The 20,651-nt window shown below is 38.6% G+C and carries 36 protein-coding genes; 29 read left to right on the forward strand and 7 right to left on the reverse strand.

Annotated elements, in window-relative coordinates; genetic code table 11:
• Positions 1-12 precede the first annotated feature (12 nt).
• The 24 genes from rplB to E4O01_RS00900 are packed head-to-tail and all read left to right on the forward strand — an operon-like array spanning position 13 to position 11,186.
• On the forward strand, positions 13-843 hold the full coding sequence (rplB, locus tag E4O01_RS00785) for a 50S ribosomal protein L2 (RefSeq protein ID WP_253693245.1): 831 nt from the start codon (positions 13-15) through the stop codon (positions 841-843).
• Positions 844-855: 12 nt separating this feature from the next.
• Positions 856-1,134 carry a 30S ribosomal protein S19 gene (gene rpsS / locus E4O01_RS00790; RefSeq protein ID WP_002669999.1) on the forward strand — a complete coding sequence of 93 codons (279 nt, stop codon included), beginning with the start codon at positions 856-858 and terminating at the stop codon, positions 1,132-1,134.
• 4 nt (positions 1,135-1,138) lie between these two features.
• Positions 1,139-1,501, forward strand: coding sequence for a 50S ribosomal protein L22 (gene rplV, locus E4O01_RS00795; RefSeq protein WP_253677328.1), 363 nt, complete (start codon positions 1,139-1,141; stop codon positions 1,499-1,501).
• Between the two features lie 2 nt (positions 1,502-1,503).
• Positions 1,504-2,223: a 30S ribosomal protein S3 gene (gene rpsC, locus E4O01_RS00800; protein ID WP_253693247.1), complete on the forward strand. Its 720-nt coding sequence runs from the start codon at positions 1,504-1,506 to the stop codon at positions 2,221-2,223.
• Positions 2,223-2,642, forward strand: a complete 420-nt coding sequence (gene rplP / locus E4O01_RS00805) for a 50S ribosomal protein L16 (protein ID WP_253695145.1) — start codon at positions 2,223-2,225, stop codon at positions 2,640-2,642. The genes rpsC and rplP overlap by 1 nt, the downstream gene beginning before the upstream one ends.
• 12 nt (positions 2,643-2,654) lie before the next feature.
• A complete protein-coding gene (rpmC, locus tag E4O01_RS00810) occupies positions 2,655-2,864 on the forward strand; it encodes a 50S ribosomal protein L29 (protein ID WP_253693249.1) in 210 nt (69 codons plus the stop codon).
• 11 nt (positions 2,865-2,875) lie between these two features.
• Complete coding sequence (gene rpsQ, locus E4O01_RS00815; RefSeq protein ID WP_044977703.1) at positions 2,876-3,148, forward strand: 30S ribosomal protein S17; 273 nt, start codon at positions 2,876-2,878, stop codon at positions 3,146-3,148.
• A gap of 18 nt (positions 3,149-3,166) precedes the next feature.
• Complete coding sequence (gene rplN, locus E4O01_RS00820; RefSeq protein ID WP_253693251.1) at positions 3,167-3,535, forward strand: 50S ribosomal protein L14; 369 nt, start codon at positions 3,167-3,169, stop codon at positions 3,533-3,535.
• A gap of 9 nt (positions 3,536-3,544) precedes the next feature.
• Entirely contained in the window at positions 3,545-3,859 is a 315-nt protein-coding gene (gene rplX, locus E4O01_RS00825) for a 50S ribosomal protein L24 (RefSeq protein WP_253693253.1), read from the forward strand.
• Entirely contained in the window at positions 3,859-4,410 is a 552-nt protein-coding gene (rplE, locus tag E4O01_RS00830; protein WP_253693254.1) for a 50S ribosomal protein L5, read from the forward strand. The genes rplX and rplE overlap by 1 nt, the downstream gene beginning before the upstream one ends.
• Before the next feature lie 11 nt (positions 4,411-4,421).
• Positions 4,422-4,607, forward strand: coding sequence for a type Z 30S ribosomal protein S14 (locus E4O01_RS00835; protein WP_002670020.1), 186 nt, complete (start codon positions 4,422-4,424; stop codon positions 4,605-4,607).
• 10 nt (positions 4,608-4,617) lie between these two features.
• The gene (gene rpsH, locus E4O01_RS00840; protein WP_253693256.1) at positions 4,618-5,016 is read left to right on the forward strand and encodes a 30S ribosomal protein S8; all 399 of its coding nucleotides are present in this window, start codon (positions 4,618-4,620) and stop codon (positions 5,014-5,016) included.
• A gap of 10 nt (positions 5,017-5,026) precedes the next feature.
• Positions 5,027-5,566 carry a 50S ribosomal protein L6 gene (gene rplF / locus E4O01_RS00845; RefSeq protein WP_253693257.1) on the forward strand — a complete coding sequence of 180 codons (540 nt, stop codon included), beginning with the start codon at positions 5,027-5,029 and terminating at the stop codon, positions 5,564-5,566.
• A 10-nt stretch (positions 5,567-5,576) separates the two neighbouring features.
• Positions 5,577-5,939, forward strand: a complete 363-nt coding sequence (rplR, locus tag E4O01_RS00850; protein WP_002670026.1) for a 50S ribosomal protein L18 — start codon at positions 5,577-5,579, stop codon at positions 5,937-5,939.
• Between the two features lie 8 nt (positions 5,940-5,947).
• A complete protein-coding gene (gene rpsE / locus E4O01_RS00855; RefSeq protein WP_253693259.1) occupies positions 5,948-6,469 on the forward strand; it encodes a 30S ribosomal protein S5 in 522 nt (173 codons plus the stop codon).
• Between the two features lie 4 nt (positions 6,470-6,473).
• Complete coding sequence (gene rpmD, locus E4O01_RS00860) at positions 6,474-6,659, forward strand: 50S ribosomal protein L30 (protein WP_253693261.1); 186 nt, start codon at positions 6,474-6,476, stop codon at positions 6,657-6,659.
• Complete coding sequence (gene rplO / locus E4O01_RS00865) at positions 6,659-7,111, forward strand: 50S ribosomal protein L15 (protein ID WP_253693263.1); 453 nt, start codon at positions 6,659-6,661, stop codon at positions 7,109-7,111. Before rpmD ends, rplO begins: the two co-directional genes overlap by 1 nt.
• Before the next feature lie 13 nt (positions 7,112-7,124).
• The gene (gene secY, locus E4O01_RS00870) at positions 7,125-8,441 is read left to right on the forward strand and encodes a preprotein translocase subunit SecY (protein WP_253693265.1); all 1,317 of its coding nucleotides are present in this window, start codon (positions 7,125-7,127) and stop codon (positions 8,439-8,441) included.
• Between the two features lie 47 nt (positions 8,442-8,488).
• A complete protein-coding gene (gene rpmJ / locus E4O01_RS00875) occupies positions 8,489-8,602 on the forward strand; it encodes a 50S ribosomal protein L36 (protein WP_253693267.1) in 114 nt (37 codons plus the stop codon).
• Between the two features lie 16 nt (positions 8,603-8,618).
• Complete coding sequence (rpsM, locus tag E4O01_RS00880) at positions 8,619-8,984, forward strand: 30S ribosomal protein S13 (protein WP_253693269.1); 366 nt, start codon at positions 8,619-8,621, stop codon at positions 8,982-8,984.
• Positions 8,985-9,008: 24 nt separating this feature from the next.
• A complete protein-coding gene (gene rpsK, locus E4O01_RS00885; RefSeq protein WP_002670039.1) occupies positions 9,009-9,389 on the forward strand; it encodes a 30S ribosomal protein S11 in 381 nt (126 codons plus the stop codon).
• A gap of 10 nt (positions 9,390-9,399) precedes the next feature.
• The gene (locus tag E4O01_RS00890; RefSeq protein WP_253693271.1) at positions 9,400-10,455 is read left to right on the forward strand and encodes a DNA-directed RNA polymerase subunit alpha; all 1,056 of its coding nucleotides are present in this window, start codon (positions 9,400-9,402) and stop codon (positions 10,453-10,455) included.
• Positions 10,445-10,984 (forward strand): 50S ribosomal protein L17, encoded by a 540-nt coding sequence (rplQ, locus tag E4O01_RS00895; protein ID WP_253693273.1) that lies wholly within the window; start codon positions 10,445-10,447, stop codon positions 10,982-10,984. Before E4O01_RS00890 ends, rplQ begins: the two co-directional genes overlap by 11 nt.
• Entirely contained in the window at positions 10,968-11,186 is a 219-nt protein-coding gene (locus E4O01_RS00900; protein WP_253693275.1) for a hypothetical protein, read from the forward strand. The genes rplQ and E4O01_RS00900 overlap by 17 nt, the downstream gene beginning before the upstream one ends.
• Positions 11,187-11,241: 55 nt before the next feature.
• Here the strand turns inward: E4O01_RS00900 and E4O01_RS00905 are convergent, their stop codons facing one another.
• Complete coding sequence (locus E4O01_RS00905; RefSeq protein ID WP_253693277.1) at positions 11,242-12,585, reverse strand: ATP-binding protein; 1,344 nt, start codon at positions 12,583-12,585, stop codon at positions 11,242-11,244.
• A 238-nt stretch (positions 12,586-12,823) separates the two neighbouring features.
• Here E4O01_RS00905 and E4O01_RS00910 point away from each other — a divergent pair, with 238 nt between their 5' ends.
• Genes E4O01_RS00910 through E4O01_RS00925 form a run of 4 tightly spaced genes read left to right on the forward strand, consistent with a single transcriptional unit; the run spans position 12,824 to position 15,736 of the window.
• Positions 12,824-13,633, forward strand: coding sequence for a PHP domain-containing protein (locus E4O01_RS00910; RefSeq protein ID WP_253693279.1), 810 nt, complete (start codon positions 12,824-12,826; stop codon positions 13,631-13,633).
• On the forward strand, positions 13,626-13,910 hold the full coding sequence (locus E4O01_RS00915) for an acylphosphatase (RefSeq protein WP_253693306.1): 285 nt from the start codon (positions 13,626-13,628) through the stop codon (positions 13,908-13,910). Before E4O01_RS00910 ends, E4O01_RS00915 begins: the two co-directional genes overlap by 8 nt.
• Positions 13,900-15,384 carry a glycerophosphoryl diester phosphodiesterase membrane domain-containing protein gene (locus E4O01_RS00920; protein WP_253693309.1) on the forward strand — a complete coding sequence of 495 codons (1,485 nt, stop codon included), beginning with the start codon at positions 13,900-13,902 and terminating at the stop codon, positions 15,382-15,384. The genes E4O01_RS00915 and E4O01_RS00920 overlap by 11 nt, the downstream gene beginning before the upstream one ends.
• Positions 15,385-15,394: 10 nt before the next feature.
• A complete protein-coding gene (locus E4O01_RS00925) occupies positions 15,395-15,736 on the forward strand; it encodes a glycerophosphodiester phosphodiesterase family protein (protein ID WP_253693312.1) in 342 nt (113 codons plus the stop codon).
• Positions 15,737-15,771: 35 nt separating this feature from the next.
• Here the strand turns inward: E4O01_RS00925 and E4O01_RS00930 are convergent, their stop codons facing one another.
• Positions 15,772-17,100: an MFS transporter gene (locus E4O01_RS00930; RefSeq protein ID WP_253693315.1), complete on the reverse strand. Its 1,329-nt coding sequence runs from the start codon at positions 17,098-17,100 to the stop codon at positions 15,772-15,774.
• 260 nt (positions 17,101-17,360) lie between these two features.
• Here E4O01_RS00930 and E4O01_RS00935 point away from each other — a divergent pair, with 260 nt between their 5' ends.
• The gene (locus E4O01_RS00935; RefSeq protein WP_253693318.1) at positions 17,361-18,143 is read left to right on the forward strand and encodes a glycerophosphodiester phosphodiesterase; all 783 of its coding nucleotides are present in this window, start codon (positions 17,361-17,363) and stop codon (positions 18,141-18,143) included.
• Here the strand turns inward: E4O01_RS00935 and E4O01_RS00940 are convergent.
• The 5 genes from E4O01_RS00940 to E4O01_RS00960 are packed head-to-tail and all read right to left on the reverse strand — an operon-like array spanning position 18,138 to position 20,617.
• On the reverse strand, positions 18,138-19,010 hold the full coding sequence (locus E4O01_RS00940) for a ketopantoate reductase family protein (protein WP_253693320.1): 873 nt from the start codon (positions 19,008-19,010) through the stop codon (positions 18,138-18,140). The genes E4O01_RS00935 and E4O01_RS00940 overlap by 6 nt on opposite strands.
• Positions 19,011-19,019: 9 nt before the next feature.
• Entirely contained in the window at positions 19,020-19,535 is a 516-nt protein-coding gene (locus E4O01_RS00945) for a GNAT family N-acetyltransferase (protein WP_253693323.1), read from the reverse strand.
• A 15-nt stretch (positions 19,536-19,550) separates the two neighbouring features.
• Entirely contained in the window at positions 19,551-19,742 is a 192-nt protein-coding gene (locus E4O01_RS14740) for a GNAT family N-acetyltransferase (RefSeq protein ID WP_371819625.1), read from the reverse strand.
• A complete protein-coding gene (locus E4O01_RS00955; RefSeq protein WP_253693325.1) occupies positions 19,666-19,989 on the reverse strand; it encodes a hypothetical protein in 324 nt (107 codons plus the stop codon). The genes E4O01_RS14740 and E4O01_RS00955 overlap by 77 nt, the downstream gene beginning before the upstream one ends.
• Positions 19,973-20,617 (reverse strand): class I SAM-dependent methyltransferase, encoded by a 645-nt coding sequence (locus E4O01_RS00960; RefSeq protein WP_253693327.1) that lies wholly within the window; start codon positions 20,615-20,617, stop codon positions 19,973-19,975. The genes E4O01_RS00955 and E4O01_RS00960 overlap by 17 nt, the downstream gene beginning before the upstream one ends.
• Between the last annotated feature and the right edge of the window lie 34 nt (positions 20,618-20,651).

Genomic DNA, 20,651 nt, shown 5'->3' on the forward strand with positions numbered 1-20,651 from the left:
GGGGATAGCAAAATGGCTCTAAAAGAATATAAGCCGATGACGCCCGGATTGCGCGGACGAATTGATTTGCGAAAAGATGAAATTACAGCTCAAAAGCCTGAAAAGTCCTTGACTACAGGCAAAAAGAACAGAGCCGGTCGCGATTCAAGAGGACGCATTTCAGTTCGAGGCCAAGGCGGCGGACATAAACAGAAATACCGACAAATCGATTTTAAGCGAAACAAATATGGTATTCCGGGCACTGTAAGGACAATCGAATATGATCCTAACCGCAGTGCAAATATTGCATTGATTTTTTACGCTGACGGAGAAAAACGATATATCATCGCTCCCAAGGGCTTAAAAATCGGTCAAAAGATTATGAGCGGCGAAATGGCTACATTGGATGTTGCAAATGCTCTTCCTTTGGAAGCAATTCCCGTCGGCTTTACCGTGCATAATATTGAGCTTACAATCGGAAGAGGCGGACAAATGGCGCGTTCGGCTGGTGCCGGCGCATTGGTTGCTGCAAAAGAAGGCGAATATGTTACCATAAAGTTGCCTTCCGGAGAAACTCGCTTAGTAAACAAAAAATGCTATGCAACAATAGGCGAAGTCGGCAATGAAGATCATATGAATACAAGTCTTGGCAAAGCCGGTCGATCAAGATGGCTTGGAATCAGGCCCACCGTTCGAGGTATGGCTATGAACCCGATTGATCACCCCCTCGGCGGTGGTGAAGGACGAGGAAAGGGAAGACATCCCGTTACTCCTTGGGGACAGCCTTGTAAGGGCTATAAGACCCGCAAGAAGCGCAATCCTTCGGATAGCTTCATTGTCTCAAGACGAAAGAAGAAGAAGTAGGGGGTTGCACAAGTGTCAAGATCAGTTAAAAAGGGACCTTTTATTGCAAAGAGTCTTTTTAAAAATGTAAATGAGATGAACAGATCGGGCAAAAAAAAGCCGATTAAGACTTATTCCCGCTGTTCTACAATTATACCTGAAATGGTAGGTAACACTATTTCGGTACATAACGGCAAGACGTGGATTCCGGTTTATATCACCGAGAATCTTGTTGGACATAAACTTGGAGAGTTTGCTCCTACGCGCACATTCCGCAAGCATGCAAACTCTGACAAGAAGGTTGGAAAATAGGTGAATGAAGATGACTGAAAGAACAGGATATCGAGCAACAACGAAATTTCTTATTGCATCACCTACCAAGGTAAGACCGGTGGCAAATGTCGTAAAAAACAAGCCCTATCCGGAAGCAATGGCTATTTTGGAAAATATGCCGCAAAAAGGAGCAGTTTTAATTTCACAGACAATGAAATCGGCTGCTTCCAATGCTCTTTACAAAAATAAACAGCTTGATGAGGACATGCTCTTTGTTAAGGAAATTATGATTGATGAAGGGCCCAGGCTAAAAAGAATTTGGTGTCGCGGCAAGGGCCGTGCAGACATGCTCTTAAAGCGCATGTGTCATATCACAGTTGTCGTTGACGAAAGAGCAGGAGAGTAGATATGGGACAGAAAGTAAACCCTACAGGATTAAGACTTGGTATAAACAAAACTTGGTCGTCTCGCTGGTATGCAGGACCCCGTAATTATGCCGATTTGCTGCTTGAGGATTTAAAGATTCGAGCTATGATTCAGGAAATCCCTGAATGTAAAAACGCCGACATTGCCGAAGTTGAAATCATCCGTCATCCCCAAAGGATCACGATCATGATTCATACGGCCCGGCCCGGTGTTATAATCGGTGTAAAAGGTGCCAATATCGAAAATATCGGAGCCATTATACAGAAAAAGCTCGGCAAAAAGGTGCAAATTAAAATTAAGGAAGTAAAGAGAGCCGAATTGAGGGCTTCTTTAGTTGCTCAAAATGTTGCACGTCAGCTTGCAGGAAGAGCTTCTTTCCGAAAAGTATTAAAACAGTCTTGTTTTAATACGATGAGATCCGGCGCTCAAGGTATAAAGATTAGAATTTCAGGACGCTTAGGCGGTGCTGAAATGTCGAGAACCGAAGAAATGAAAGAAGGACGCGTTCCTCTTCACACGCTTCGGGCAGATATAGACTACGGTTTTGCTGAAGCCGATACAACCTACGGAAAAATAGGTGTTAAGGTATGGCTTTACAGCGGAATGATGTTTGGCGGAGAACAAAAAGAAGATGCAGGAGCCTTGCTTAAAAAGCAAAGAAAACCCCGCTCTGAAAAACCCGCTCAAGCAGGGAGGCAATAATTATGTTTAGTCCCAAAAGAGTAAAACATAGAAAGGTTCAGCGCGGTAGAATCAAGGGTGAAGCTACACGATGCAACAACATCGATTTCGGCGAATACGCTTTAGTTTCTCTTGAACCTTTTTTGCTTACAAATAGACAAATTGAAGCTGCCCGTGTTGCTTTAAATCGTAAGATTAAGCGAGGCGGAAAATTGTGGATTCGAGTTTTTCCGGATAAACCCTATTCAAAGAAACCCGCTGAAGTTCGAATGGGCGGCGGAAAGGGTGCCCCCGAATACTGGGTAGCGGTTGTAAAACCCGGAACTATTATTTTTGAATTAGCCGGTGTTGATAAGAATTTGGCCGAACAAGCTATGACCTTGGCAGGAAGCAAACTTCCGTTTAAGACAAGGTTTGCCGAGCAGATTCAGGCCGACTAAGGAGCGTTTAAAATGAAAAAGAAGTCAAAGTACAGAGAAATGTCGTATAAGGAACTTGTTTCAAAACGCAATGATCTAAAGCAAAAATACATGGATTTGAGATTTCAAGCTGTGGTAGGGCATTTGGATAACCCGCTTGAAAAGAGAATTATGCGTCGTGAAATAGCGATGTTAAATACCTTTATCCGCCAAAAAGAATTGGCCGGCGAAGGTGTAAATTAGGAGCTTAACCCGTGGAAACAACAGAAAACACAAAAAAAATCGGGAAGCGCGAGTTTGTCGGAATCGTAACAAGCGACAAGATGAATAAAACCATCGTCGTTGAAGTCCGAACCAAAAAGCTTCATAAGCTGTACAAAAAATACGTATCGAGCAGTAAAAAATACAAGGCTCACGATGAAGAAAATACAGCCCACATCGGCGATACTGTAAGAATTGTAGAGCATAAGCCCATCAGCAAAGAGAAGGCTTGGATGCTTACTGAAGTTATTGAACGGGCTAAGTAAGGCAAGGAGTTAAGGTAAATGATACAGGTTGAAACAAGATTAAACGTTGCCGATAACTCAGGCGCTAAACTCGTCGAATGTATTAAGGTTATCGGCGGATCAAAACGCAGATACGCAGGTATTGGGGATATAATCGTTGTGGCAGTAAAAGAAGCATTGCCCACATCGGTTATTAAAAAGGGTACGGTAGAAAAAGCCGTTATTGTGCGTGTTTCAAAAGAATACCGCCGTCCCGATGGAACTTATATTCGATTTGATGATAACGCCTGCGTAATCATCGACGATAATAAAAACCCTAAGGGAAAACGTATTTTCGGCCCTGTAGCCAGAGAGCTTCGTGATCATGATTACATGAAGATAGTTTCTCTTGCTCCGGAAGTTCTTTAAGGAGAGTTTATGGCAGGAAAGATGAAAATTCACCGCAATGATACTGTTGAAATCATTGCAGGAAAGGAAAGGGGCAAGCGGGGCGAAGTCGTAAAGGTCTTGCAGGAAGATAATAAGGTTATCGTCGGCGGACTTAATATGATAAAAAAAGCCATGCGCAAAAGAAGCCAGCAGGATCAGGGCGGAATTGTAGAAATTGAAGCTCCGATATCTGCATCCAATGTTATGATTATATGCAAAAAATGCGGTAAAACCCGAATTGCATACGAAATAAAGGACGGCAAAAAGACAAGAATTTGCCGTAAGTGTGGAGAAGCGTTATAATGAGTAATTACGTACCTCGGCTTAAGAAAGTCTATACAGAACAAATCATGCCCGAGCTTAAAAAGGAATTTAACTACAGTTCTGTTATGCAAATTCCTCGGCTTAAAAAAGTCGTAGTAAGCATGGGTGTTGGTGTAGCTCTCACGAATAGGAAACTACTTGATGCTGCAGTAACTGACCTTGAAATAATCACCGGTCAAAAAGCTGTGAAAACAAAGGCAAGAAAGAGTATAGCAAACTTTAAACTTCGTGAGGGAAATGAGATTGGGGCAATGGTAACATTACGTGGTGCTAGAATGTATGAATTTTTGGACCGTTTTATCAATGTTGCTTTGCCGCGTGTTAAGGATTTCCGCGGAGTTAACCCGAACGGTTTTGACGGTCGCGGAAACTATTCAGTGGGTATTACCGAGCAGATCATCTTCCCCGAAATCGACTTCGATAAAATCGAACGCATTTCAGGATTGAATGTGAACGTAGTAACTTCTGCCGAGACTGATCAAGAGGCAAGATCGCTTCTTGCAAAGTTTGGTATGCCCTTTAGGAAGTAAGAGAGGATTTCATGGCTACAGTTGCAAAAATTAATCAAGCTAACAGAAAAGCGAAGTATCCGACACGACAGTATAACAGATGCAAGGTTTGCGGACGCCCCAGAGGTTATCTGCGAAAATTCAAGATGTGCCGTGTTTGTTTTAGAAAATTAGCAAGCGAAGGGCAAATCCCCGGCGTTACAAAGTCAAGTTGGTAGGAGGTAGATAATGAGTGTTTCAGATCCAATAGCAGACATGCTCACTAAAATTAGAAATGCTGCTTCCGCCGGTCACGAATCGGTTGATGTTCCTTCTTCAAAAATGAAATGGGAAATTATCAGTATTCTTAAATCGGAAGGGTATATCAAAAACTTTAAGAAAATGACCCAAGACGGAGCTAACAATATCAGAGTATTCTTAAAATACGATGATAAAGAATCTTCGGTTATTCATGGAATTGAAAGAGTTTCCACACCCGGCCGCCGAGTATATTTAGGTTATAAGAGCTTACCGAGAGTTTTTAACGGCTACGGTACTCTTATTGTATCGACTTCAAAAGGTATCATAACCGGAAAAGCTGCCGGCGACAGTCAGGTAGGCGGCGAGCTTATTTGCAAGGTTTGGTAGGAGGCGCAGTATGTCAAGAGTTGGAAAAATGCCTGTTGCTATTCCTGCAGGTGTAAAAGTGAATGTTGCAAACGGAACTTTTACCGTTGAAGGCCCCAAGGGAAAACTTTCCCAAAGTTATCATACTGAAGCTGTTGATTTTAAGGTTGAAGCCGATCATGTTCTTGTAACAAGAAAAAATGATGAACTTCAGACAAGGGCTTATCACGGTTTATACCGAAGCCTTCTTAACAACATGGTAACCGGTGTAAGCACAGGTTTTACAAAAACCTTGGTAATCAATGGTGTAGGTTACAGAGCAGAAGTTCAAGGTAAGCTCCTTGTAATGGCTTTGGGTTATTCAAACGACTTTTCGGTTCTTATTCCTGAAGGAATTGAAGTAAAGGTTGACCAATTAAAGGTTATCATTTCCGGAAATTCTAAGGAAGCTGTCGGTCAGTTTGCTTCTCAGGTAAGAAAACTTAGAGGGCCTGAACCCTACAAGGGCAAGGGAATTCGTTACGAAGACGAAATCATCAAGCGAAAAGTCGGTAAGTCCGGTGTAAAGTAAGGGTAGTATTATGGACAAAAAACGTAATGATAAAGATAGAAAAAGATTTAAGCGAAAGATGCACATTCGAAAGTCTATTTTCGGTACTGCAGAACGCCCGCGCATGACCGTGTTCCGAAGCAATAAGCGCATTTCGGTTCAGGTTATTGACGATGTAGAAGGTAAGACGTTGGCTGCCGTTTCTACAATGGAAGAAGCTCTTCGATCGCTTAAGGTTAATGTTGAATCTGGGGCAAAAGTCGGTGAAGAAATCGGCAAGCGCCTCAAGGAAAAAAATATTGACACTGTTGTTTTTGACAGGAACGGATATCTTTACCACGGTGTTGTAAAGGCCGTTGCCGACGGTGCAAGAAAAACAGGAATTAAGTTTTAGGAGAGGTTATGAGTCATCAAAAAGAATCAAAACGCGATAACCAGCATACCGACAAAGAATACGTTGAAAAGCTTGTTAAATTGAACCGAACAGCTAAGGTTGTAAAGGGCGGACGCAGGTTCTCCTTTTCTGCTCTAACTGTTGTAGGTGATCAAAAAGGACGAGTAGGATACGGTTTCGGTAAGGCAAATGATGTAAGCGATGCTATCAGAAAGAGTATCGAAAAGGCAAAAGCCAATATGGTAACCTTTCCGCTTAAAAACGGTACAATTCCTCATGAGGTTCAAGGCAAGTTCAAAGGTTCTTCAGTACTTTTGCGCCCTGCTTGTTCCGGTACGGGAATTATCGCAGGCGGTACAATCCGTGCTATTATGGAAGCTGCCGGTGCTACCGACTTGCTTTCAAAGTCTTTGGGATCAAGCTCCGCTGTAAATGTAGTTAAGGCAACATTTGATGCTGCAAGTCTTTTGATGGACGGCAAAAAAATTGCTAAAAACCGCGGAAAAACCCTTTTGGATGTATGGGGGTAAGTAAATGGCAAAGAGAATTAGTGTAAAATTAGTAAAAAGCACAATCGGCCAAAAGCAGCCGGTTTGTTCGACTATCCGCTCTTTGGGATTAAAAAAGCTTAATTCCACTGTTGAGCATGATGCAAACCCTGCCGTCTTAGGTATGGTAAAAAGCGTTGCTCACTTGGTTGAAGTTAAGGAGTTAAACTAATGTCCGAATTTAATTTAACTGTTCCTGCAGGAGCAACTCATAAAAAGAAGATTGTAGGACGCGGTTCTTCTTCCGGTTGGGGAAAAACTTCCGGAAAGGGACACAAGGGTCAGCAAGCCCGTTCAGGCGGCAAGGTTTATGCAGGCTTTGAAGGCGGACAGATGCCCTTGTACCGACGTGTTGCAAAAAAAGGATTTTCAAACTATCCTTTTAAAAAGGAATTCTATGTTGTAAACCTTGCCATGCTCGAAACAAAGTACAGCGATGGTGAAACCGTAAACAAAGAGTCCTTAATGCAAAAAGGCCTTCTCCGAAAAGGTTCTCTTTATGTTAAAGTTTTGGGAACTGGAGATATAACAAAAAAATTGACGGTTGATGTAGACAAGATTTCTGCATCGGCTAAGGAAAAAATAGAAAATGCAGGCGGAACAATAGTTCAGTCTGAAGCATAAAAGGCGGTAAAAAATGGCTAATAATGTAGTTGCAAATATGTTCAAAATAAAGGATTTACGAGGCCGTATTTTCTTTACGATCATAGTTTTAGCAGTTTTCCGCTTAGGCTCGGTACTCACCATCCCCGGTATCGATCCTCGGGCTCTTACAATGTATTTTCGACAAGGTCAAGGAAATGCTTTTGCAGATCACATGGACTTTTTTGTCGGAGGAGCATTTTCGAACTTTTCGGTATTTATGCTCGGTGTAATGCCCTATATTTCGACTCAGATATTGATGCAGCTTGCCATGATTATTTTCCCGCGCCTTAAAAAAATAGCGGAAGAAGACGGAGGTCGCAAAAAGATTCAGGTTTGGACAAGAATCATAACCGTTTTTGTTGCCCTTCTTCAATCTTCCGCTGTCGGTACATGGGCCAGAGCAATTCCGGGTGCCGTTGTAATTTCAAGTCCTGTTTTACACTTGTTTATTACGATGGTTACGGTAACGACAGGTACCATGATTACCGTTTGGATGGGTGAGCAGATTACTGCAAGAGGTATCGGAAACGGTATTTCAATGTTGATTTTTGCAGGTATCGTTGCCCGTCTTCCTCAGGCTGTTTGGGAATTGATCAAGCTTGTAAGCACTAACGAATTGAACCTTGTGTTCGTAATTATTGCTTTTGCAATGTTTGTCGGAATCATAGCCTTGGTTGTTTACGAACAACAAGGTCAGCGCAAAATACCGGTTCATTATGCAAAGCGCGTTATCGGCCGAAAAATGTATGGCGGACAGAATACTTATATTCCGTTTAAGATTAACCCTTCAGGAGTTATCCCCATCATTTTTGCTTCGTCATTTTTGACCTTCCCCCTCATGCTTTCGCAGATGTGGGGACCGAATGTTTCTTGGTTGGCTGCAGTTGCAAGATTTTTGCGTGCAGATGGCTGGGGTTATAACATTCTATATGTTGTTTTGATTGTTTTCTTTGCTTACTTTTATACACAGGTTGCACTTAACCCCACGGAAATAGCAAAACAAATAAGGGAAAACGGCGGATCGATTCCGGGAATCAGAACCGACAAAACTGAAGAATATTTACAGAAGATTTTAAACAGGTTGATATTACCCGGTTCGCTTTATTTGGCTGCAATTGCAGTACTTCCTACTGTAATTCAGTGGGCATTTAGTTTCCCCAGAAATATTTCGATGTTGATGGGCGGAACTTCATTGCTTATTTTGGTTGGTGTTGACTTGGACACAATGAGCCAAGTTGAAGCTTTGCTTAAAATGCACCATCATGACGGCTTGCTTAAAAAAGGCAAGATTAGATCAAGGAACCTATAGAATTTTTTTTAAGAATGATATAGAATACATTCTTTGAAGGAGTGGATATGAAGGTTAGAACAAGTGTAAAACCTATTTGTGATAAATGCAAGGTTATTAAGCGCAACGGAATAGTACGGATAATCTGTATAAATCCTAAGCATAAACAGAGACAAGGTTAACGGAGGACACTGGATAATGGCTCGTATTGCGGGAGTTGACCTCCCTAACAAACATGTTAATGTTTCATTAACGTACATTTATGGAATTTCGACTTCATCGGCAAACAAAATTTGTGAAGTCACAAAGGTTGACCCGATGAAAAAAATGAATGATTTGGATGAAGCCGAATTAGCTGCAATCCGTGAAGTGATTGACAGAGATTACAAGGTTGAAGGCCGTCTTCGAACCGAAGTAGCTTTAAATATCAAGCGTCTTCAGGATATCGGCTGTTATCGCGGACAAAGACACCGAAAGGGTCTTCCTGTACGCGGACAGAGAACCAGGACTAATGCCAGAACACGCAAGGGTAAGAAGAAGACCGTTGCCGGTAAGAAGAAATAATCGTGGTTGGAGGTAATTAAAAACATGGCTACTGTAAAGAAAAGAAAAGAAAAGAAAAGCATATATGAAGGCAATGTTTATATTCAAGCAACCTTTAATAACACAATTATTACGATAACCGACTTAAAGGGAAATGTTCTTTCATGGGCATCTTCAGGCGGCTTAGGCTTTGCCGGTGCCAAAAAATCGACACCCTTTGCGGCTCAGACCGTTGCAGAAACAGCTGTACAAAAGTGCCAGCCCTACGGCTTGCATGAAGTTCATGTTTTTGTAAAAGGTCCCGGAGTCGGCCGTGAATCGGCTATCAGAACGCTTGGAACAATGGGATTAAAGGTTCGCTCAATCAGCGATGTAACTCCCATTCCTCACAACGGCTGCCGTCCCAAGAAGACGCGCCGAATATAAGGAGACGTGAATGGCCCGTAAAAATCTTTTAAAAGGATTTAAGAAGCCGAAAGGCTTGGAATTTGCTCAGCAAGAATCAACCGAAAGCTATGGTAAGTTTACGGCATCCCCTTTTGAGACAGGTTTTGGAACTACTATCGGAAATTGTCTGAGGAGAATTTTATTGTCCTCAATTCAAGGTTATGCCATATCGGCTGTGCTTATTACTTCGTACGATGCCGACGGCGTGCCTCATACGATTTCAAGTGAGTTTGAAAATATTCCTAATGTCTCGGAAGATACGCTGGAAATTTTGAATAAACTAAAGCAGATCCGCCTCCGTTTATCGGATGAGTCGGAACAAGGTGACTTTCATTTTGAATTTAAGGGGCCTGCGTCGATAACCAGCAAAGATTTTGCCGTTGAAGGACAGCTTGAAATTTTAGGCGAACCTTTCCATGTTATGGAGTTGATGAAGGGTGCCAATGTTTCGTTCGATGTTCAGGTAGATTTCGGTCGAGGTTATGTACCGGCAGAATTAAATGAAAAATACATTGAAATTGTCGGCACTATACCGATGGACGCAATCTACGGTCCTGTTTTAAAGGTAAGCTATGCTATTGAACCTTGCAGGGTAGGACAGAGAAACGATTACGACAAGCTCATTCTTGAAATTTGGACCGACAGCACGGTTCGGCCCGAAGATGTTTTGGGTGAAGCTGCAAAAATTGCAAAAGATCATTTTTCTATTTTTATTAATTTTAATGAAAGCGATTATCTTGGTGAAGATGAAGATGATGATGAAGAAAGTGCAATAAAGCAGCTTTTAGCAACTTCGATAAACACTCTCGATTTTTCCGTTCGGGCTAAAAACTGCCTAGACTCAGCAGGTATTAAAACTCTCGGTGAACTTGCTCAAAAATCGGAAGATGAGATCGAAAGTATGCGCAATGTCGGCAGAATGACTTTGAATGAAATTCATGCTAAGTTGGCGGAATACAATTTGCGTTTGGGTATGACTGATTACAGTCATCTAAAAAATACTATAAAAGTATCAAGACAGAAGGAAGAAACAGATGAAGCATAAGAACGGCTTTAATCCGCTCTCGCGTACAACTGCACATCGCCGTGCTTTGCACCGAAATATGGTTACATCGCTATTTAAGTACGAGCGGATTACGACAACAAAACAAAAAGCGATGGAAGTACGCCGAACTGCGGAAAAATTGATTACCCGCTCAAAGGTTGATACATTCAACAACAGGCGTCATGCTGCAAAGTATATCTGGGATGACAATATTGTAAAGAAGCTTTTCAGCGATATCGGTCCTAGAATGAAAGACAGAAACGGCGGTTACACCCGTATCTTAAAAATCGGCTTCCGTGAAGGCGATGCGGCTGATGTTGCTATCTTGGAACTTGTAGACTATGACTTTGAGAAAAAGGAAAAGGATACAAAGAAAAAAGATGATTCAAAAAAATCCGATGACAAGAAAGCTGCCAAAAAAGAAGCAGGTTTCAAATCATCAAAGGGTGAATCCGAGCACAAAAAGAATACCGACCAGGTAGTAGACAACTCATCAAATCGGAGGTACAACCGTGTCAAAGGCTCATAGAGGTAAGGGAATCCGCGCAGAGCAAAACCGCGGACGCGGGGTATGCCCCGTATGCAACAAAACAGGAATAAAAGTTTTGTACGAACAAGATATTAACGGTGCAAAAGCAAAGATCTGCAAGATATGCAGAGCGAACATCAAAAATAAAAAGGCTGCCGAAACATCTGCAGAAAAACCGGCCGAAGAAGCTTCAGCCGAATAAATTATTTAAGCCTTTTTTGCACAACGCCCGCCTTTGATGCGGGCGTTTTTTTATATTATCGCTTTTTTTCGGATAAAAACTTTTTTAGCATAAATGTCAAAAAATATGGGATTGTATAGAATTCTCCGTTAAAGCCTATATTATTAGCTGATAATTTTATTCCGTATTTTATATCGGGATATTTTTTTTGATTTATCAAATTTTTTAAAGAAGCTGTTGCTCCATCATTGGCTTTAACTTCTACAGGAATGAGAGTATCTTTGTCGCGTACAAAAAAATCCATTTCTATTGTCGATTTTTCATTTTTATAAAAGAAAAGATTATACCCTGCACAGACAAGCATTTGAGATATGATGTTTTCGAATATGGCACCTTTGTAGGTATTAAAATTTTTATTTTTTCTTAGATCCTCTTGAGCTTCATCATCTAGGGCTGCAATAAGAAGGCCGGTATCGTGATAGTAGATTTTGTAGTTTTCATAGGTGCAGTTTCCCTTCAGTGGAAGCTCAGGAAAATTAAGACAATAACAAATATTTACAATTCCGGAATCTTTAAGCCAATCAGTAATTCCTGTATAATCTCGACTGCGGGCATTTTTTCGCACTTTTGAAATTTTGAATTTTTTATTATCTTTGCCTAAAAAAACAGGTATACTCCTATAAACATTTAAAATTTTTGCCTTCTCCAAATCTAGGGCATATTTTATAATATCTTCTTCGTAATCATTCAAGAGCATCCTTTGAAGCTCAAGACAGCCTGAAAAGTTTTTTTGTTCAATGTAGTTTTTTACAATTGCAGGCATCCCTCCAACGATAAGATAATCCTTAAAACATTCCGATAAAATATTGAATTTTACTTTTGGAAGAGGCTGAGTGTTTTTTAAATAATGATATATGTCATCAATTTGATTTTCTTTGTATCCGTACGCCCAAAGGAATTCCTCAAAATCCATAGAATACATTTGATATTCTTGCTTATGTCCTACGCTGTTTGATTCGATTTCTTGATAGCTTATCCCCATCAATGAGCCCGAACATATTACATCATAGCGGCCGTCTTCTTTAAAAGATTTTAAACTTGTCGCACAATTCGGCATTGCTTGAAGTTCATCAAAAAAAATCAATGTATTACCCGCTTCAAAAATGCAGTCAGGGCGGATAAAAGAGATGTTTTTTAGAATATTGTTGACGGAAAAACCCTGATCAAATATTGTTTTAAATTCAGGTTGAAGAGCAAAATTTATTTCGACAATATTTTTGTAGTTTTGATGTGCAAAAAATCTTATAGATTCGGTTTTACCTATCTGACGAGCTCCTTTTACAATTAAGGGTAAACGATTCGTTCTGTTTTTCCAGTCTTTGAGAAAGTTGTCGATTTTGCGTTTTAAGATGACTTTCATTCGTTTTCCTACTGACTTTATTATATCACAGAATTCCGGCCTTTTTCAAGCATTTTTTCACAAAATTCCGGTGAAATTATTAAAAAAAATCACAAAATTCCTATTATTTTTGACTTTATTTTCACAAAATTCCATATTTTAGTCTTTTATTAGAGCAACTGCACCGGAATGTTTCTGAAGCGTTTGCTGCTATATTCTCCGATTGACAAAGGTTTCTATAATAAATAAAATTGTGTTGATGAAAGAAAACAACTTAATAAGCAATTTTCATACTCATACTTATTTGTGTAAACATGCTGAGGGGCGGCCCGTCGATTATGTAAAAGAGGCTATAAAGGATGGATGTTCTGCTCTCGGTTTTTCCGACCATTGCCCTTATCCCGATTCTTCATGGGATTATTGCCGCATGGGGGAGTATGAAATAAATCTTTATAAGAGCATGGTGGAGGAAGCCGCCATTGATGCTCCCTTCCCTGTTTATTTCGGGTTTGAGTGCGAGTGGCATACCCGCTATAAGAGCTGGTACAAGGATTTTTTACGAGATGAAATGAAATCGGATTTTTTGGTTTTGGGTTCCCATTGGTATGATTCTAATGGTGTTTTAGAGTATGCTCCTAATCTTACAAAAAAAGAACTTTTCGGATATATAGATTTTACAATTGATGGGATGAGATCCGGTCTTTATAATTTTTTGGCTCATCCTGATCTTTTTTTGGCGAATGTCTCAAAGATAGATTCCGATCACGCGGCTTGCTCGAAGGCTTTGATAGAAGCTGCCATTGATCTTGATATGCCTATAGAAATAAACGGTTACGGCACATTTAAAAGAAAAATTGAACGCTCAGGAATCGATGAGTTTATTTACCCTGTCCGGCAGTTTTGGGAACTTGCACACGCAATGGGTGCAAAGATTATCTGTAATTCCGATGCTCATTTTCCTGAGCATACTATTTTGGGCTGTAGGAATGCGATTGCTTTTGCAGAGAGCATGGGGATTGAGCCTATGGATACTGCCGCAGCGATAGGTTTCCGGAGTATAAATGGATAAGGGAACTTTGCGGGCTATTCGTATTGTAGTTAAGGGAAGAGTACAAGGAGTGGGCTTCCGTTATTGGACGCGCTCTCTTGCAAAGAGCCTTAAGGTAAAAGGCTGGGTGCGTAACCTTGCGGATTATTCAGTCGAAATTTTTGCAGAAGCCGATACGGAAACTCTCGGAGAATTCGTTTATGCTCTTAAACACGAACATCCTTATGCCCGTGTTGAAAGCCTTAACTCTGAAGAGGTGCGGGTAAGAGGTTATAAGGATTTTATTATTGAAAACTGAATGGATTAAAGAAGAATATAAATCTATCATACTGGGATTTATCGAGGGGCTTCCACGTTTTTTAAAGTATCAACTGATAACAAAATTTTTAATTTCAGCCATAATATTTCCCGGTTTCGGTTTTATAGTTCAAGCTCTTATAAATATGAGAGGTTTAAAAGCTGTAAGCAATAACGAGATATTTAAATTTATTTTAAGTCCGCACGGACTAATTTTTTTAGCAATCGGAATTATAATTTTGATTTGCGGAATTCTTGTAGAAGTGGGCGGATTGATAACTATAAGTGCTCAAGTTTTCTTTAAAAAAGCTGAAAGTTCTTATAAGGAACTTCTAAAAATAAATTTAAAGAAAATTCCTAAAATGCTGGAACTAGGAACCTTGCTTTTAGTTTTATATATAATAATAATAATTGTACCATTAAGCGGCTTTGGAAACAATGTGAGTATTATAGCCGATTTTAGAATTCCTAATTTTATTAAAAGTGTTATTGAAACAAATCCTTTATACACATCCTTATATTTTCTATTGATTGCAGTTCTGATTTTCTTTAGTTTGCGATGGATTTTTTGTTTTCATTTTTTAATAATCGCAGGCGACAAACCTTCGAGAGCTTTAAAAAAAAGTGCGAAGTTATTAAAAGATAATAAAAAAAATTTTTTTATTATCTTTATTTGTTTTTCACTTGTAAATGCACTTATCTTTTCTATTTTAAATGCAGTTTGGATGAGAGCATTTTTATACCTTACAGGTTTTTTAGATCTTTCATTAAGTATCGGAAGAATTTTAATGATATTATTGATTATAACTCAAAATTTAATTTTGAGTTTAATTACATTGCTTGTCATCCCATTTGAAATTTATATGCTCACTGTTTTGTTTTATAAATTTACAATACAGGATAAGAATTTTACTCCTTCCAGCTGTCCTATGGTTCCTGAAAAAATAAAGCCGTCTTTAATAGATAGAATTCTTAAACATAAAAAAGCAACATTCACGTTACTTTTTATTTTAATAATTATTATTTCGGTTCCATTAGGTTTATTTTTTGATGATTTTTTTAATACAAAAAATGAAATAGTAATTGTCGGTCATCGAGGAGGCGGCGGTTTTGATATTCCGGAAAACAGTATCTCGTCAATTAAAGAATCCATAAAGCATGGAGTTCACTTTGTTGAAATTGATATTCAACGAACAAAAGATAATTTTTATATACTTAATCATGATAAAACCTTTGCCCGTATGGCAGGAGAAAACCGCACTGCGCAGGATATGACTTTGGGAGAAATCAAAAATCTTGATATCGGTCAAAACTATCCCGGATATGCAGGAGAAAAAGTTTGTACCTTGGATGAAGTTCTGGATTTATGTAAAAATCGGATAGGCATTTTTATAGAATTAAAATGTTCGAGTGCAGATAAAAAAATGGTAGACGATGTTTTTCGTATGGTTAGAATTAAAAAAAATGCAGGATGAAATTATTTTAATGGTATCATCTAAAGAACTTTTAGAATATGCAAAAATAAAGTATCCTGAAATTAAAACAGGCTTTGTTTTCTTTTTTGCCTTAGGCGATACGGGAAAATTTGATGCAAACTATATCATATTGGAAGAAGATGCTGCGAGTTCTTCTACATTAAATAAAATTCACAAAGCCGGAAAGTTTGCAATTGTGTGGACGGTCAATAAAGAAAAATCTATGGAAAAATTTGTTGGAGAAGACGTTGACGGTATTATAACCGATGACGTAAAAAGTTTAAAAGAAATAATGGCAAAACGAAATCATCGTTCAGACTTGGAAATTCTTTTAGATTTAATAAATCGCTAGCTCTATAAAAAGCGGAACTGTCTCCACTTTTTAATCTATTCTACCTTATCGTGCTTTTCGCCTCTTGTAACCCTTCCCATCATAAGCCATGCAAGAAGGAAAAAACATGCACAGTATACAAAGACGGCCCTGTGGCCTGCAAAGTCGATTATAAGACCTGCAAGGAAGGGGGCTATTATTGCAGCTCCTTGAGAAAAGGTATAGTATAAACCTGTGTAAAGACCTATGTGAGAAAAGCCTGCCATTTGCCAAAGCATCGGGAAGGAGTTTGCTATTATACAGATCCAAAAAATACCGAAGATAAACATCATACCCCAAAAAAGATATTTTATTTGTCCTCCTGCAAGTCCTAGGATGTATGCAATTTCGGTTAAGAAAAATTGGGCTAGACACAAGCTTGCGACAACGACTAAGGCGATCCTTATCATTCTTTTTCGTCCCCACTTACTTGCGGCATATCCCATTGGAATGGCTGACAAGGCTGAGGCTATGCCTACCATTCCTGCTGCAAAGGCTCCCTGACCTGTTGATACACCGAAATTTTTTATGCTGTACTCGGCGATATAAGGCAGCATTCCTTGATAACCTAGGAACCATAAAAAAAGCGAAACAAGAACAAAGAGGGCACTCTTATCAGGCTTTTCTTCGCCTTCAATTTTTCTGCCTGCCAATACGGTTTTCATAGCTTGTATAAAGGGAACTTTTTTTTCTTCTTCTTTTTCGGGAGAAACGGGAGGCGGAACATTTTTTTCTTTTACAAAGAGAAAGAGCATTAGGGTTGCAAGGATTACCAAAAGACCTGCTGCAGGAAAGGAAAGAACATCCTTTGTGTGTCCTATAATGGGAAGGACTGTATCTATGTCCATTAGACGGGCTAAAAATAATGTTCCCACTATTGCTGCAATGTTTCCCATAGTGTTTATAACTCCGTTTCCCTGCGAGCGGAATTCCGCGGGAACAATGTCAGGCATTAAAGCAATTACGGGGCCCCGCACCGATTGTTTAAATAAATTAAGCAAGGCAAGCACTATTATCAATGCAGTTAATGAGGTCTTTGCTGCATAGGGAATATAACTAAAGGTAATTGCCGACAGGGGAAGAAGAACAATTATCCACGGCATTCGTCTTCCTATTTTTGTGCGGGTTCGATCCGACCATGCCGAAACAATGGGGATTAATAATATTGCCAAAACATTATCAAGAGACATCAACATTCCGACAAGCCATTTAAAAGGAATATAACGGCTTAAAAAAATCGTTACATAACTGTCATACAATGGATCCATAAGTCCCATCGTAAAAAAACCTGCTCCGATCAAAAAAGTTATCGGAAGGTATTTTCTAAATCCGTCTTTTTGTTTCATAGTTTCTCCAATAAAAACTTTTTGTAAGGATTATTAAATCCTGAAAAAAGTTTTTTCAAGTGTGTGCGGAAAGCACACACATACAATAATGCGAGGTTTTGTACCTATGGTACAAAACTCGGCAGATAAACAGTGAGGCTGAATTTCTGCCGAACTGTTTATCATATCTCCTTACAAATTTTATCTCTTAACAGTATAAACTATATTTGCTATAATAGCCATAGTAAATATAAAAAAATCAATTTATGAGGAGCTTGAATATGATAAAAGAAATTTTACCTAATGCAAAACGCCCCCTTCTTTTTGGTCACCGAGGAGTTCCAAGCTTAGCTCCTGAAAATACTATGGCCTCATTTGAAAAAGCTGTAGAGCTGGGTATCCCCGGAGTTGAACTGGATGTGCATTTAACCAAAACAGGAGAACTTGTTGTTGTTCATGATTCCTCAATTAAGCGCACCGGAAGAATTTATGAAAATGGAAGGCCTATTGAGGCTCCGGATTTGAAAGTTGAAGATTTATCTTGGGAAGAATTACAAAAATACGACTTCGGTCTTTGGTTTTCAAAAGAATATGAGGGAGAAAGGCTTCCCCTGCTGTATGATGTGCTTAAACTTTTAGGTTCCGATATATATGTAGATATAGAAATTAAAATAGATAACTTAAAATACAATGACGTTGTAGAAAAAATTTATCAGGTTTTGCAGGATATTTTAAAAATTCTGCCTGAAAATCCGCACAGATTTTTGGTTTCTTCTTTTAATCCCTTTGCAATAAGATATTTTTCAAAAATATGTTCCGATATTCCTACTGCCTTAATCTATGATAAGCATCCCAACACTCCCTTCTTTTTAAAAAAGGGCAGGGGGCTTTTATTTTGTAAACCTGATATTTTAAAGTCTTCTTATAAATGCTTTACTAAAAAGAAAAATAAAGAAGTTTGGTGCTGGACTGTTGACGATAAAGAAAATGCCGCGGAGCTTATCAAAAATGGAGTAAGCGGAATTACTTCTAATAGGCCTCAGGATATAAGGGAGATTTTATAAATTCTTTAAAACAAGATTAAGGTTTTCTTTTAGTTTTTGCATTTCTTTAGGAGCCTTCATTGAATGGCGGTACATAAACTTATTTCCGAATTCGCTCTTATATGTTAGTTTTAAGATGAAGGCGATAAGAAAAAGAGGACAAATTGTAACAAGATAAAATTTATTTGGAGAAAGCATTTTCCGTTTTGCCAAGAATCTAAAATTATCCCTCATCGTTTTACCTGCCTCATACATAATTTTTTTGTTTAAGTATACGGTTTTAGGCTCATCGCTTTTATAATAAGCATCCGCAAGCGGAACGACCATTGCAAGATGGGAAAGCTGCCATTTATGCATATCGGGGACAATCTGATAAGGAATCTTGCTCTTTTTGAAAAAAGAAGCTAGAAGTTTTGAGCGTTCAGTTTTTTTACCGTCCTTTTCTCCGAATGTTGTAGGCTGAATAAGGCGGGGAGTGAGGGCTGCATCCAAGATGCCGTCATCAATACTGCCTCCCGCTCCCGGAAAAGCCGGTAGAATTTTTCCTTTTCCGCAAAGTTTTTCAAGCTCGGCATATGGGCTTATGGTGTTTACCATTGTAACTATGGTTTTGCTCTTGTTTTCTTTTAATTCGCTCAAGGCTTCTTTTAAGTTATCTTCACGCACGGTTAAAAAAATAAAATCGTAGATATCATCATCAAAAACTTTTTCAAGCACTTTCACATTTGCAGTTTTTATTTTCTTTTTTTCAAAATAGGATAGACCTTTTTCTTTTAATTCCTGCAAACGGCTTCCCCTTGCATAGATTGAAACATCAGAGCCTCCTTTTGAAAAATAAACCGCATATAAACTTCCTATAACCCCGGCCCCATAAATTAAAATTTTCATTTGTACAGCTTACTCCATGTTCATTGTATAAATATTTGATTCAAATTCCATATCCGTACCGCGTTTTTTAAATATTTGTGTCTCTTTTATTTTTAATCCGCATTTTTCCATCACTCGGCAAGAGGCCTTATTTTCTTTTGCAACTGTACAATAAAAATTATGTACGCCGAATGAGTAAGCAAAATTTATCAAAGCTTTTACCATCTCGGTTGCAAGCCCTTGGCCCCATAATTCTTTTTTTACTGTATAGCCGAAGCCCCAATGACCCTTTGGTCCTTCCGTCCCTAAACAGCAGGTTGCAACTGGCTCTCCTGTATTTTTGCAAACAGCAATAAAAGGATATTCATCTTCCCATTCATCTATATCGTAAATTACCTTTCTAAGTTCATCGCCGTTTTTATACGGTGCATCTGCAAGATACTTTCCGTTTTCAGGATCACCCCAAAGTTTTGCTGCAAAATCCGCATCGTCAAGTGTCATACTGCGTAAAATAAGTCTTTCCGTTTCTATATCTTTTGTTTTCATTTGTACTCCATGTTTTTACTTAATAGTTTGAATAAATCCGCACTTGTTGTACCAATTTATTGCCGTTTTATTTTTTGCTTCGACATCAAGATAGATTTCCAAATCCTGATTTTTAAAATAATTTATGACTCTATTTATAAGAGATATTCCGATACCGTATTTTTGATATTTTTTTAGAACTGCAATAACACTTGATGTAAGCCGAATTCTCTTTTATAAATGAAATAATAAAACCTGCATATTCTTCATTATATTTCGCAACAAAACAAGAATCGGGATTAAAGAGGTCTATTTTATACCAATCGCTTTTCCATGCTTTATCGCAAAAGGCATCGGCATATATTTGCGGAATAATATCTTTGTGTTGAATTTCATTAAATTTTTCGATTTTAATATTTTTATTTTTATTACCCAAAAGTTTTTTAGGTATAAGATATTTAATCCAATTCTGCATTTTGCTCCTTATAAATTATAAATACGCCTGAGCAATAAGATATTTTGATAAAATCCGTTTTTAAATGAGGAAACCAAAAATTAAATCTTTCGGCAATTAAGTAATATTCTTCATCGTCCCATAGGTCATAGTCTTTTTTTCTTGCCGCTTCCATATCTTCTTCCGTTTCAAATGAGACATCTCCGAAAATAATAATTCCCTTAGGTTTTAAAGATTTTAACAGCCTGAGAATATATGATTTTTTTGCTTCGTCATCTATGTGATGAATTGCGTAGGTGCTGATTATAACATCGAATTGTTTTGCTGCGAATTCTTTCGGGAGTCCGTCTGCAAAATCAAATTGTAAAAGTTCTGCATTCGGCATTTTTTGTTTTGCTTTTTTGATCATCTCAATTGAAAAGTCTATTCCGCAAATATTATAGCCGTCGTCATAAAGTTTTTTTGTTAAAATGCCCGTACCGAATCCTATGTCTAAAATATCTTTAGCATTTTGATGGCGGATCTTTTCGTATACCGTACCGAGAACCTTTTTATAGCCGGCAAACGGATAAACATTTTCTTCGTCGGATATTTCTACTTGTTTGTCATAATTATTTGACCATAGGTCAAAACCTTTATTGTCCAGCATTATGTTCCTCCTTATGATTACAGGTTTTATATTA

It is taken from the genome of Treponema sp. OMZ 790, assembly GCF_024181285.1.
In the GTDB taxonomy this organism is placed as follows: Bacteria; Spirochaetota; Spirochaetia; order Treponematales; family Treponemataceae; genus Treponema_B.

Excerpts from the sequence above, each read along its gene's own strand:
- rplB (WP_253693245.1), top strand. The coding sequence starts at position 13 with ATGGCTCTAAAAGAATATAAGCCGATGACGCCCGGATTGCGCGGACGA.
- rplV (WP_253677328.1), top strand. The coding sequence starts at position 1,139 with ATGAAGATGACTGAAAGAACAGGATATCGAGCAACAACGAAATTTCTT.
- rpsC (WP_253693247.1), top strand. The coding sequence starts at position 1,504 with ATGGGACAGAAAGTAAACCCTACAGGATTAAGACTTGGTATAAACAAA.
- rpmC (WP_253693249.1), top strand. The coding sequence starts at position 2,655 with ATGAAAAAGAAGTCAAAGTACAGAGAAATGTCGTATAAGGAACTTGTT.
- rplN (WP_253693251.1), top strand. The coding sequence starts at position 3,167 with ATGATACAGGTTGAAACAAGATTAAACGTTGCCGATAACTCAGGCGCT.
- rplX (WP_253693253.1), top strand. The coding sequence starts at position 3,545 with ATGGCAGGAAAGATGAAAATTCACCGCAATGATACTGTTGAAATCATT.
- rplE (WP_253693254.1), top strand. The coding sequence starts at position 3,859 with ATGAGTAATTACGTACCTCGGCTTAAGAAAGTCTATACAGAACAAATC.
- E4O01_RS00835 (WP_002670020.1), top strand. The coding sequence starts at position 4,422 with ATGGCTACAGTTGCAAAAATTAATCAAGCTAACAGAAAAGCGAAGTAT.
- rpsH (WP_253693256.1), top strand. The coding sequence starts at position 4,618 with ATGAGTGTTTCAGATCCAATAGCAGACATGCTCACTAAAATTAGAAAT.
- rplF (WP_253693257.1), top strand. The coding sequence starts at position 5,027 with ATGTCAAGAGTTGGAAAAATGCCTGTTGCTATTCCTGCAGGTGTAAAA.
- rplR (WP_002670026.1), top strand. The coding sequence starts at position 5,577 with ATGGACAAAAAACGTAATGATAAAGATAGAAAAAGATTTAAGCGAAAG.
- rpsE (WP_253693259.1), top strand. The coding sequence starts at position 5,948 with ATGAGTCATCAAAAAGAATCAAAACGCGATAACCAGCATACCGACAAA.
- rpmD (WP_253693261.1), top strand. The coding sequence starts at position 6,474 with ATGGCAAAGAGAATTAGTGTAAAATTAGTAAAAAGCACAATCGGCCAA.
- rplO (WP_253693263.1), top strand. The coding sequence starts at position 6,659 with ATGTCCGAATTTAATTTAACTGTTCCTGCAGGAGCAACTCATAAAAAG.
- secY (WP_253693265.1), top strand. The coding sequence starts at position 7,125 with ATGGCTAATAATGTAGTTGCAAATATGTTCAAAATAAAGGATTTACGA.
- rpmJ (WP_253693267.1), top strand. The coding sequence starts at position 8,489 with ATGAAGGTTAGAACAAGTGTAAAACCTATTTGTGATAAATGCAAGGTT.
- rpsM (WP_253693269.1), top strand. The coding sequence starts at position 8,619 with ATGGCTCGTATTGCGGGAGTTGACCTCCCTAACAAACATGTTAATGTT.
- rpsK (WP_002670039.1), top strand. The coding sequence starts at position 9,009 with ATGGCTACTGTAAAGAAAAGAAAAGAAAAGAAAAGCATATATGAAGGC.
- E4O01_RS00890 (WP_253693271.1), top strand. The coding sequence starts at position 9,400 with ATGGCCCGTAAAAATCTTTTAAAAGGATTTAAGAAGCCGAAAGGCTTG.
- rplQ (WP_253693273.1), top strand. The coding sequence starts at position 10,445 with ATGAAGCATAAGAACGGCTTTAATCCGCTCTCGCGTACAACTGCACAT.
- E4O01_RS00905 (WP_253693277.1), bottom strand. The coding sequence starts at position 12,585 with ATGAAAGTCATCTTAAAACGCAAAATCGACAACTTTCTCAAAGACTGG.
- E4O01_RS00910 (WP_253693279.1), top strand. The coding sequence starts at position 12,824 with ATGAAAGAAAACAACTTAATAAGCAATTTTCATACTCATACTTATTTG.
- E4O01_RS00915 (WP_253693306.1), top strand. The coding sequence starts at position 13,626 with ATGGATAAGGGAACTTTGCGGGCTATTCGTATTGTAGTTAAGGGAAGA.
- E4O01_RS00925 (WP_253693312.1), top strand. The coding sequence starts at position 15,395 with ATGGTATCATCTAAAGAACTTTTAGAATATGCAAAAATAAAGTATCCT.
- E4O01_RS00930 (WP_253693315.1), bottom strand. The coding sequence starts at position 17,100 with ATGAAACAAAAAGACGGATTTAGAAAATACCTTCCGATAACTTTTTTG.
- E4O01_RS00935 (WP_253693318.1), top strand. The coding sequence starts at position 17,361 with ATGATAAAAGAAATTTTACCTAATGCAAAACGCCCCCTTCTTTTTGGT.
- E4O01_RS00940 (WP_253693320.1), bottom strand. The coding sequence starts at position 19,010 with ATGAAAATTTTAATTTATGGGGCCGGGGTTATAGGAAGTTTATATGCG.
- E4O01_RS00945 (WP_253693323.1), bottom strand. The coding sequence starts at position 19,535 with ATGAAAACAAAAGATATAGAAACGGAAAGACTTATTTTACGCAGTATG.
- E4O01_RS00955 (WP_253693325.1), bottom strand. The coding sequence starts at position 19,989 with ATGCAGAATTGGATTAAATATCTTATACCTAAAAAACTTTTGGGTAAT.
- E4O01_RS00960 (WP_253693327.1), bottom strand. The coding sequence starts at position 20,617 with ATGCTGGACAATAAAGGTTTTGACCTATGGTCAAATAATTATGACAAA.